This window comes from Empedobacter sp. GD03739 (assembly GCF_029843245.1).
GTDB lineage: Bacteria > Bacteroidota > Bacteroidia > Flavobacteriales > Weeksellaceae > Empedobacter > Empedobacter falsenii_B.
The window spans coordinates 1-10,370 of the sequence record NZ_JAOCHX010000070.1; the positions used below are offsets into that span (position 1 = coordinate 1).

Sequence of the window (10,370 nt, forward strand, 5' to 3'; positions counted from 1 at the left end):
TTCTTCACAAATAAATAACACAACACTACTTATTAAGTCATTAAAGTAGGATGTTAAGCTTAAATCGCTTTTGGCGTATATATTTTTCTTAATTCTTTTGTCGCCGCAACCATTTCGATTAATGCTTTTTCGGTTTCTTCCCAATGACGCGTTTTTAGTCCGCAATCAGGATTTACCCATAATTGATCTGCTGGAATAACTTTTGCCGCTTTCTCTATCAAATCAACCATTTCTTCTTTCGACGGAACACGAGGCGAATGAATATCATAAACTCCAGGTCCGATATCATTTGGATAATTGAAATCTGAAAAAGCATTTAATAATTCCATCTGACTTCTCGAACATTCAATTGTAATAACATCCGCATCTAAATCAGCAATATTTTGAATAATATCATTGAATTCTGAATAGCACATGTGCGTATGAATTTGAGTAGAATCATCAACATTACTTGAAGCTAATTTGAACGAATCAACCGCCCATTTCAAATAATTTTGCCATTCATCTTTTCTCAATGGTAAACCTTCTCGAATTGCAGGTTCATCAATCTGAATAATTTTAATTCCAGCTTTTTCTAAATCCGAAACTTCATCACGAATCGCCAATGCAATTTGTTTACACGTCGTAGATCTTGGTTGATCATCTCGAACAAAAGACCATTGCAAAATCGTAACCGGTCCTGTCAACATTCCTTTTACTTTTTGTTCTGTGATAGATTGTGCATATTTCGACCAATAAACCGTCATTGGAACAGGGCGATAAACATCACCAAAAATAATCGGCGGTTTTACACAACGCGTTCCATAACTCTGAACCCAACCATTTTTAGAGAAGACAAATCCTGCTATTTTTTCACCAAAATATTCCACCATATCATTGCGTTCATATTCACCATGCACCAAAACATCAATGCCAATTTCCTCTTGCCATTCTATTGTACGCTTGGTTTCTTGTTTCAATAAAACATCATATTCTTCGGCAGATAATTCTCCTTTTTTATACTTCGCACGCCAACTTCTCACCTCTTGTGTTTGTGGAAAAGAGCCAATTGTTGTCGTAGGAAAAGGTGGAAGATTCAGCACATTTTGTTGCACAATTTTTCGCTGTTCAAAACTATTTGCACGATTATAATCTTCATCTTTTATAGCATTTACTCGTTCTTTAACTTGAGTTTGATGAATTAATTGAGAATTTTTTCTATTATTGATAGAGAATTGATTCGCTTCATATTGTTGAATCAATTTTTCGTCATTCGGGTTTGAAAAATAATTTTTTAAGAAAGCAACTTCTTCTAATTTTTGCTTCGCAAATGCAAACCAATCTTTAATTGTAGTCGGAAGATTTTTTTCGTTTGTTTCTAAATCTAAATCACAAGGTGAATGTAATAATGAACAAGATGTTGAAATAATAACTCGTTTTTCTCCAATTTTGTTCACAACTTTTTCTATCGTTGAAAGTGATTTTTGAAAATCATTTTTCCAAATATTTCTACCATCAACTAAACCTAAAGAAAGTTTTAATTGAGAAGGAGCTTGATTCAATATTTCATCAAGTTGATTTTCGTCTCGAACCAAATCAAGATGCAAAATATCAATTGGTAAATTGATTGCTAAAGCTGTATTATCTTTCAATCCATCAAAATAAGTTGCGACCTGAATCGTAAGTTGAGGAAATTCTTTTCTTATTTTTTTGTAAACTTCTTGATAAGCCGTTTTCGATTTTTCGTCTAAATCTAAAGCTAAAAAAGGTTCGTCGAACTGAATTGTATTTGCTCCATGATTGATTAAATCATGAATAATTTCAAAGTAAACTGGCAATAAATTCTGAATTAAATCAATTCGATCAAATCCTTCTTCTTTTTCTTTTCCTAATAATAAATAAGTAATTGGTCCAATTAAAACTGTTTTTGGATTAAAACCTTCTTTTTTTGCAGCGATAAATTCGTTTACGATAGAATTTGAGAAATATTTAAATTCTTGATTTTTTACAAATTCTGGAACGATATAATGGTAATTGGTATCAAACCATTTTGTCATTTCCATCGCTGTAATATCTAAATTATCTTTTTGAAAGCCTCTTGCCATCGCAAAATACAAGTCTAATTCGGTGTTCTTTTTATTTAGCGCAACCGTATTGAAACGCGCTGGAATTGCACCAACTGATAACGTAAAATCTAAAACTTGATCATAAAAAGAAAAGTCGTTACACGGAATTAAATCTATACCAGCAGCTTGTTGCAGCGCCCAATTTTGTTTGGTAATTGTACGGCTTGTTTGCAATAAAGCTTGTAGTTCAATTTTACCTGCCCAATAATTTTCGCAGGCTTTTTTTAGTTCACGGTTAGCGCCAATTCTTGGATAACCTAAAATTTGTGTTTGCATTTTGATTGTTTTTTTAATGTTCAAAAAACACAAACGCGAGTTGATAAATAGTAAACCTATTTTGACAGACAGACTTCAAATCGCGAAAGTATCATCTTTTGTTTCTATTGGTAATCTGACTTGTAATTTCCATTACTCACAGTTGCGCGACAGCTCGTGATTCTCACACGATTCCCCAATAATTTGTTGTTTATTTCTTCACAAATGTAACAAGACAAAATAAACGATTGTAAAACTTGAAAAAATAAGATTATACTACTTATTATGACTAATTTTACAAAACAAAACACTTAAACAACGATAAAATATCGTGTTGAAAAGAATATTATTTGGATGGAAACATTAGATCAAACCGATTTAGAATTATTAAGAATTCTACAAAAAGATTCGAAATTGACAGTAAAAGCAATTGCTGCTTTAGTTAATTTATCTCCTTCGCCCGTTTTTGAACGCATAAAAAGGTTGGAACAACAAGGTTATATCAAAAATTATAGAGCGGTTTTGGATGCAGAAAAGCTGAACAAAGGCTTTATGGTTTTTTGCAGCATCAAGCTAAAGCAACATGATCGCACAATTGGGAATAAACTTGTGGAAGATATTTTGTTGATTGATGAAGTGGTGGAATGTTATAATATTTCGGGCGAATATGATTTTATCTTAAAAGTACAAGTTCTAGATATGAAACAATATCAAGATTTTGTTTTCAATAAATTGGGTGCTTTAGAAAGCATCGGAAGTACACACAGCTCTTTTGTGATGGCTGAAATAAAAAATACGTACGGAATCAATATTTAAAAAAAACAAAAGGTTGAGCAATGCTCAACCTTTTTTCCACAAATAAATAACACACTACTTTTTGATTACCTTGAAAGTAGAATTGTTAACTTTTATGATGTAAACACCTTTTGGTAAAGAAGAAACATCTAATTGATTTTTCCCCTTTTGAAATGTTTTCTCTGTCATTTTAATTCCTGTAATAGCGAAAATTTCGGCTTTTGAAGCTTCATTTGTTTCAATAAACAATACATTATTAACAGGATTTGGATAAACATTTACAACAGATTTAGCTAAATCATTTGTACCTAAAACAGCTGATGAAATTGTGATGTTTTGTGAAACAACTTTTCCATTCGAATTAAAAGAAAGTTTGATTTTAGCTGTTCCATTTTTTAATGGATTAATCACTAATTCTTCCTTATCATTAATCGAAATTTCAGCTACTTCATTATTCTCGATGATTTCTAAATCTTTTACAATCGCTGCTGATAAATTATCAACATCCGAAACTTTATCTTTCAAATCAATTGTTGTTGCTGTGTTAATTTGATAAGTTGTCTCTAAATCATTGATAATTGGTGCCGCATTATCTGGAAAAACAGGTAAAGATTGGAACCAATAATAATCAGTCAAAGGAATTGTTTTCGTTAAATTTCCTTTATTATCAAATTTATGAATCCAGTGCTTATTATATTGAGATGTTGTAGTTATGATGATTAACTCATCTGTTCGTGGATCTACACGCAAACCTGCTCCATAAGGCATTTGTTTAGGATTTGTATCTTGACCAGGAATTGTAGCAAAATTCTCATTGAATTCATTTTTATCCACATCATATTTTACAATTGTTGGACTAACAGACCAACCTGCGCCTGGGAAAAAGTAAATTGAATTTTCTTGGGTTGAAGCACTAAAACTTCCAGCATTCCACGCTCCCCAAGTATTCGGAATTGTTTTCGTTGGAATCGATATTTCTGTCGTTTCTAAAGTAACAGGATTTATTTTGACTAATTTATTTGCCAATGCTCCCCAAACATTTCCATCCTTAGATTGTATTACAGAAATAAAACTTCCAGCAATCGTTTGCTTAATTTTGTGAGTGTTTGGATCAATTACTAATATTCCACCCTTTTGAGTTACGGCAAAAACATAAGTAGAAGTTCGAATAATATTTGCTAAAGCACCAAATTTATCAGCACCTTCAATTAAAGATCCTAATTTCAAGTTTTCAATATCAAACAAATAAAGTCCACTTGAAGTTCCTAAATATCCTGTTTTAGCATCAACACCTACAAAACTTCTTCCGTCTCCACCAATTGTTTCGAAGCTGGCTTTTTTCTGTAAAGTTTTCGAATCAGCTACAACTAAACGATTTCCTTGTTTTGAAACAATGAAAAAATTATCACCATAAATTGTTGCAAAAGGAGGCGTTACACCTAACTCTTCATTGGTATTCGCAGTTTTGTAAATATTATAATCAATAGAATAATCTGGATTCATAAAATTAATTGATCCATTTGCATGACCAAACCAATCTTCATTCAGAATAAAAACACCATTTGTGTATTCTTTTGTTTGTGCAAAACTTGTTTGAATTGCTACTATTGTAAAAATCGAAAGTAAAAATTTTTTCATGTATTTTTTTTTTAGAAATCCGAAACCATCATCCAAAAATGACAGCCTCGGATAAAAATATTTAGAATGTTATTTAAAAATTATAAATGCAAATCATAAGCACCTGCAACTTCTGTTGAGATTTCGCCTAACCAACCCGCTTCTTGATTTGTTGCTGTGTAAACTTTGATAAAATCGATTCCTAATAATTTAACAGGATTTCCATTTTTATCAACAGCCCAATCAATATCAATATTTGAATCTTCGCTGTTATTTGGTGCATTGTCTACATAACCATAAGCCAATTGTTTACCAGTCCAAATACCATTTTTCTCTGTATAATTGCTTGCCAAAAGTGTACCTGTAAATTTTAACTGATCCGAACCAAACCACAATGGATAATATGATTGTTTATGATAAGAATTTTTAGTTTTATAACCTGAATTTCCTTGATTATCTGTCCATTTTACATATTCAGGATTAGGTATTTTATCTTCTTCGGTTGGTTTTTGATAAGAAATACTATAATTTTTTATTGTATTTGGATTCGTGTACTCACTTCCTGCAATTTCGTACCATTCGTCGTCATCTGGTTTTCCGTTTTTATTTTTATCATATGCAACCATCACAATTCCAGGTTCAGAAGATCCAGCAAAACCATTTCCTAAAACTTTAAAATCGCGTTTGTTTGGTTGGTTCATAATCGTATGGTCAAAACCAAATACCACATATCCTCCGTAACCTCCAAGTGTAATCATTGTAGATTTTTCTCCTACTAAAGCCTTAGCAGCTTTGGCTGTCATATCAGCTTGAGTTTCTCCTGTTACATAAGATGGTAAAGCATTTGTGAATTGTCCAACTGCTGGCAAATAATCAAAGACTTGAGAAATATATTTACTGTAAGTAGATAATTCTTGTGTAACATTAACCTTTGTTTTTATCGTTTTAGAAGTTACTCCTGAAGTAATTTCTAATGTTAAATCGTAAGCACCAACTTTATCAGAAACAAAACCTAAGGTTTTCTCATTACCAATAATTTCATTGCCAAGTTTCCATGTATATGTTGCATTTTCGAAACCAGAAACAGTTGGTTCAATTGAAACAATTTTTAAACGTGCTGCATCATAAGATACTTGTAAAGTAGCATTATCAGGATTAGTCTCGATAATGTTTTCATCATCACTACAGCTTTGTATTAAAGCAAAACTTAGTGCGGTTAGTAAGATTTTAGAATATTTCATATGTAAATTTTATTTATAGACAAAAGCAAAGTGAGCAGGAATATTTCCAGCAGCAGTTTTCCATTTAAAAGCACCATTTTTATCAAAACAATAGATGTAACCCATCGAAACATAATTTCCGACATCGGTTAGAAAAAGATCTTTGGTTTGAGGATTTACAGCAATTCCGTAAGGCGTTTCGATTTCATTAATAACAGGATCATTGACCAATGTTTTGTTAATAATTTGTTCTGTTTTAGTATCAATTACGCCATAAGTTTTTGTGTATTCGAAAGTTGTGTAACTAAATTCGTTTGAATAATAATAGAGTTTGTTATCAACAATCGTAAAGTTAGAAACAGGAATATCAAATTTCTTTTTGATTTGATGCGTTTTACTATCTAACACATATAAATTTGAAGGAACGTTGTAATAATCACCACGAGAAGTCACATATAAATCACCATCTGCATCTTTTTTTAAGCGATGAAGATTTACTTCAACATCAATTTTTTTGGTTTCTTTAAATGTTGATAAATCAATCACAGAAACTGTTTTATCATACTCAGGAACTCGATAACCACCTGAATTTGCTACATACAGATTATTCCCAACAACTTCTAATTCTTCTGGCTGATAACCTACCGTCACTTGTCGTGTAACCGATAAATTAATCGTATCAATTTCGACCACTTTTCCCAAAGGCGCTTTCGGATCAAGCGTAACAGGACCAGCATACGAAGATGCATACGCTTTACCATTTGCAAACGTGATGTAACGTCCATTTTCCAAAGGAATTGTTCCCAAATGTTTGGCTGTTCTTGCATCCATTACTTCGATAAAATTTGATACGTTGATAACCGCATATAACTTATTTCCATATATTTTGATATCATTCCCAACATCACCCAATTCCTTTACCATAGTAGGATTTACGGTTGCATATATGTTTCTATTATAAGTTCCTGTTGTAAAATCCATGTAATCAACCGTAGCCATATTGCTTCCCATATTTCCTTCATTAAGCAAATAAAAACCAACGACATCAGTTTTTTCGGGATTGGTTACACCTTCTTCCTCTTTCTCGATCAAATAAGTGTCTTGTTGACAAGCATAAAAAGTGATTGCTGTTAAAAAACAGACGAATAATTGTTTGAAATTTCTCATAAGTTTGCGCTTAGTATTAGTTTGAATTGTCTTCCCGGCATTGGATAATTTAAAACCACATCATATTGTTGATTCAAAATATTATTTAATTCAAAAGAAACTTTGAACAAATTTTGATTCAACTTAAATTCTTTATGTATTCCTAAATCATTTGTAAACCAAGGATTAAGATGGTTTATTTTAATATTATCTTGATGAACATTATAACGTTCTCCAACATAAATAAAACTGTAATTAAAATTCCACGTTTTATAAGAAGCAGCTAAAACAAAAGAGCCACTATGTTTTGGAGTATATGGAATTTGATTTTTGTAGTAACTTTTTTTCGAATTCGAATAATCTAAGGCTTGCAAAAAACCGTAATTAAGCATTGGTGAAACTTCTATTTCTCCTAGTTGGAATGCTGAACGAATTTTAACATCCAACCCTTTTATTCTAACTTCATCCAAATTGAGCATCGTAAAACGAAACAAACTTCCTGAAGCCGCAGCAACAATTTTATCAGTTACTTCATTATAAAAAGCATCGGCTTGAATCGTAATATTTTTTAAGAAATTTGGAGTTGTTTTAGAATAGTTAAAACCAACATTATATTGCGTTGAATATTCTGGTCGAAGATTCGCATAACCAATGTCTGTGTAGTATAAATCGTTGAATGTTGGCATTCTAAAAATACGTTTATAAAACGCTCTGATATTAAAATCGTGAGATTTGAATGGTTGATAATTGGCAATAATTGTTGGCGTCCATATATTTTTATCAGGCGCACTTGTGTTCATTTCTACTGATTCTTTTACAAAAGTTCCCAATAAACTTCCTTGTAAACTCAAACCTCCAAGACGATAAGTTGACGCAAATGCAACAAGATTTGTATGACGAGTAGGAAAAGAAAAATTCTTTAAATCTGCTCCCATATTATTAAACTGATAATCTGTTGCAACATTCACATCCCAATTATCTGTAATCGAATAAAGATTTGTCCAAGAAACATAAAACTCGCGTTGTGTGTACTTATTTTCTGTTTTTACTGTTGAAACTGTATCTGTATAATGAGTGAAATCGTAAGCAAATTTTGCGTTTATCTTCGATTGAAAATTTCTGAATCGTTTCTCATATTTACCTTGAACAAAATAATTTCTATCAACCAAAGTTTGTCCACGTCCATCAAATCGACCACGAACAATTGCCGCAGGAATTCCTCGATCCGAATCATACAAATATCCTTTTACATTCCAATTCGATTGATTTCCTTTTCCGATCAATCCTAATTCCAAACGTTTCGCATCAACTTGTCCATCTCTACGTTTCAAAACTGTATCATAAGCCTTTGTCCCATCTAATTTATTTCGTCGATATCGAAATTTATATTCTCCATTAGACTTAATATATTCTGCACTCAAAACAGCAGATAACCTATCTGTAATTTTTTGTTCTATTCTTGTTGAAGGATTAATTAATTGTATCGAACCTAACTTATAACGAAGCGTGGCATTAGTTTTTTTATCTCCAATGAAAACAGGTTTTTTGGTTTGAAGGTAAATTGCAGAAGCAGAAGCATAGTCTTTCGCTGATTGAAAAATATTACTTTTTTGACCATTATATAAAGAAATCATTTCCATGTCATCTAAAGAAAATTTTCCTAAATCGACAATTCCATTCTGCGCATTTCCCAATTGAATTCCATCATAAAAAACTGCAACATGTTGAGATCCCATCCCACGAACATCAATAGTTTTTAAACCTCCAACTCCTCCGTAATCTTTGATTTGTACACCTGCAAAAAAACGAACAGCATCTGCCACAGAATGGCTATTTAAAGCCTCTAGTTCCGCTCCTTTCAATTCCTGAACAGGAACAACGGCTTTTATATTATTTTTTAAAATATTAACTTGCTGAAGCTCTAAAATACTATCATGAATAATTTGCGCAGAGGCTATGCGACATGAAAGCAAAATCAAGCTGCAACAAATAATTATAGTTTTCAGATTTCTCATTTAGCAATAATCAATTGTTGCTAACGAGAGTGTATGAAGAAGTATTGAAAGGACGAACCTATCCAAAATTTGAACTTCACGCTTTAGTCCCCGAAAGCATTCAACATTTATCATTTTGGTAGGTCTTCTGACTTACTCCTTTTTTAGAAATCCTTCCCATTAAAAACAGTGGATATAATGTATCTAAAAAATATGGAGCTTACAGCAGCGGGTCTGTTCAGGATTTTCACCTGATTCCCTGTTACCGAACGGTTAAATTCGCACCAAATGTTAATCAAAAGTAAAATTATTATTTTGAATAAACAATTAAATCTTTATCAATAATAGCTAAACAAAAAAAGCTAACTCATTCGTTAGCTTCTTCTTTTACTTTATTTATTTCGATCACTTCTCCAGTTTCATCAACCTGAACCGCAATCTTTTCATAATTCCATTTATCAAATTCTTTTTCTCCAACAATAATTGCAGTCCCAGAGCCTTTTGTTCCTTTTATAGGTACAGAGATGTTAGCTTCACCAGTATCATTTGTAATAGAAATATTTCCAGTAAAAACTCCGTTCGTTTTAACATCCGCACCCAATTTCTGCTGAACTTCAGGATTTTGATTAATAATATTAATTGCATGTTTCGTTACATCGCTATCCGAAGTTATCTTACTAAAATCCCAAAAAGCACCACCAATTAACAATCCAAAAAATAAAATCACAAACGACAAACAGCCAACTGGCACAACCCATTTCCAGTTACGTTTAAACCAACTTTCCTTTGGTAACAATTGATTATCATACTGATTTTCTTCCATAATATATAGGTTTTGAGTAAAGATAATAAATTTGGGCGTTCCCTCGCTCTTTGCCTTCCTTTATATCATTCATAGAATAACCAAAATAATACAAACACAGCTAATGTAAATCACTCGGTCGGGGTATCCGTTGCAATCTTTTGTATAAGAAGATTAGAAGTGATTACAGAAAAACCAATTCCTCCAAAAGGATTTCCACTACTATCCCTAACGCGGGTTTTTAAGTTCTGAGTTTTGAGTAATAAGTTATAAGACATAAGATTTAAGACTGCCAATAAAAATCTAAACAAACTAGGAGTGTTATCGAGTTCTGAGTTAATTTTAAAAAGGAAGCTTCCTTTTTATCAAGAAGAAACTACTCGTTAACTAATTAGAAGTCTCTTGTTTTATAGAACATAGTCTGGAGTCTGGAGAA

General features: G+C 32.0%; 7 protein-coding genes and 2 riboswitches. Of the genes, 1 reads left to right on the plus strand and 6 read right to left on the minus strand.

Annotated features, from left to right (window positions below; translation table 11 throughout):
- Positions 1-59: 59 nt before the first annotated feature.
- Entirely contained in the window at positions 60-2,381 is a 2,322-nt protein-coding gene (gene metE / locus N5E64_RS14875; RefSeq protein ID WP_280038179.1) for a 5-methyltetrahydropteroyltriglutamate--homocysteine S-methyltransferase, read from the minus strand.
- Positions 2,382-2,468: 87 nt separating this feature from the next.
- Positions 2,469-2,616, minus strand: a riboswitch (cobalamin riboswitch).
- A 98-nt stretch (positions 2,617-2,714) separates the two neighbouring features.
- Here metE and N5E64_RS14880 point away from each other — a divergent pair.
- The gene (locus tag N5E64_RS14880) at positions 2,715-3,176 is read left to right on the plus strand and encodes an Lrp/AsnC family transcriptional regulator (RefSeq protein WP_038336827.1); all 462 of its coding nucleotides are present in this window, start codon (positions 2,715-2,717) and stop codon (positions 3,174-3,176) included.
- 54 nt (positions 3,177-3,230) lie between these two features.
- On the opposite strand, the gene N5E64_RS14885 is transcribed toward N5E64_RS14880, so the two are convergent.
- The 5 genes from N5E64_RS14885 to N5E64_RS14905 all read right to left on the minus strand — a co-directional run bounded on the left by N5E64_RS14885 (position 3,231) and on the right by N5E64_RS14905 (position 9,955).
- Positions 3,231-4,793, minus strand: a complete 1,563-nt coding sequence (locus N5E64_RS14885) for a DUF5074 domain-containing protein (protein WP_280038182.1) — start codon at positions 4,791-4,793, stop codon at positions 3,231-3,233.
- A gap of 80 nt (positions 4,794-4,873) precedes the next feature.
- Complete coding sequence (locus tag N5E64_RS14890) at positions 4,874-6,013, minus strand: PKD-like domain-containing protein (protein ID WP_280038183.1); 1,140 nt, start codon at positions 6,011-6,013, stop codon at positions 4,874-4,876.
- 9 nt (positions 6,014-6,022) lie between these two features.
- Positions 6,023-7,159 carry a YncE family protein gene (locus tag N5E64_RS14895; RefSeq protein WP_280038185.1) on the minus strand — a complete coding sequence of 379 codons (1,137 nt, stop codon included), beginning with the start codon at positions 7,157-7,159 and terminating at the stop codon, positions 6,023-6,025.
- Positions 7,156-9,153, minus strand: coding sequence for a TonB-dependent receptor (locus tag N5E64_RS14900; protein ID WP_280038187.1), 1,998 nt, complete (start codon positions 9,151-9,153; stop codon positions 7,156-7,158). The genes N5E64_RS14895 and N5E64_RS14900 overlap by 4 nt, the downstream gene beginning before the upstream one ends.
- Before the next feature lie 99 nt (positions 9,154-9,252).
- A riboswitch (cobalamin riboswitch) is annotated at positions 9,253-9,436 on the minus strand.
- 63 nt (positions 9,437-9,499) lie between these two features.
- Positions 9,500-9,955, minus strand: coding sequence for a cytochrome c oxidase assembly factor Coa1 family protein (locus N5E64_RS14905; RefSeq protein ID WP_280038188.1), 456 nt, complete (start codon positions 9,953-9,955; stop codon positions 9,500-9,502).
- Between the last annotated feature and the right edge of the window lie 415 nt (positions 9,956-10,370).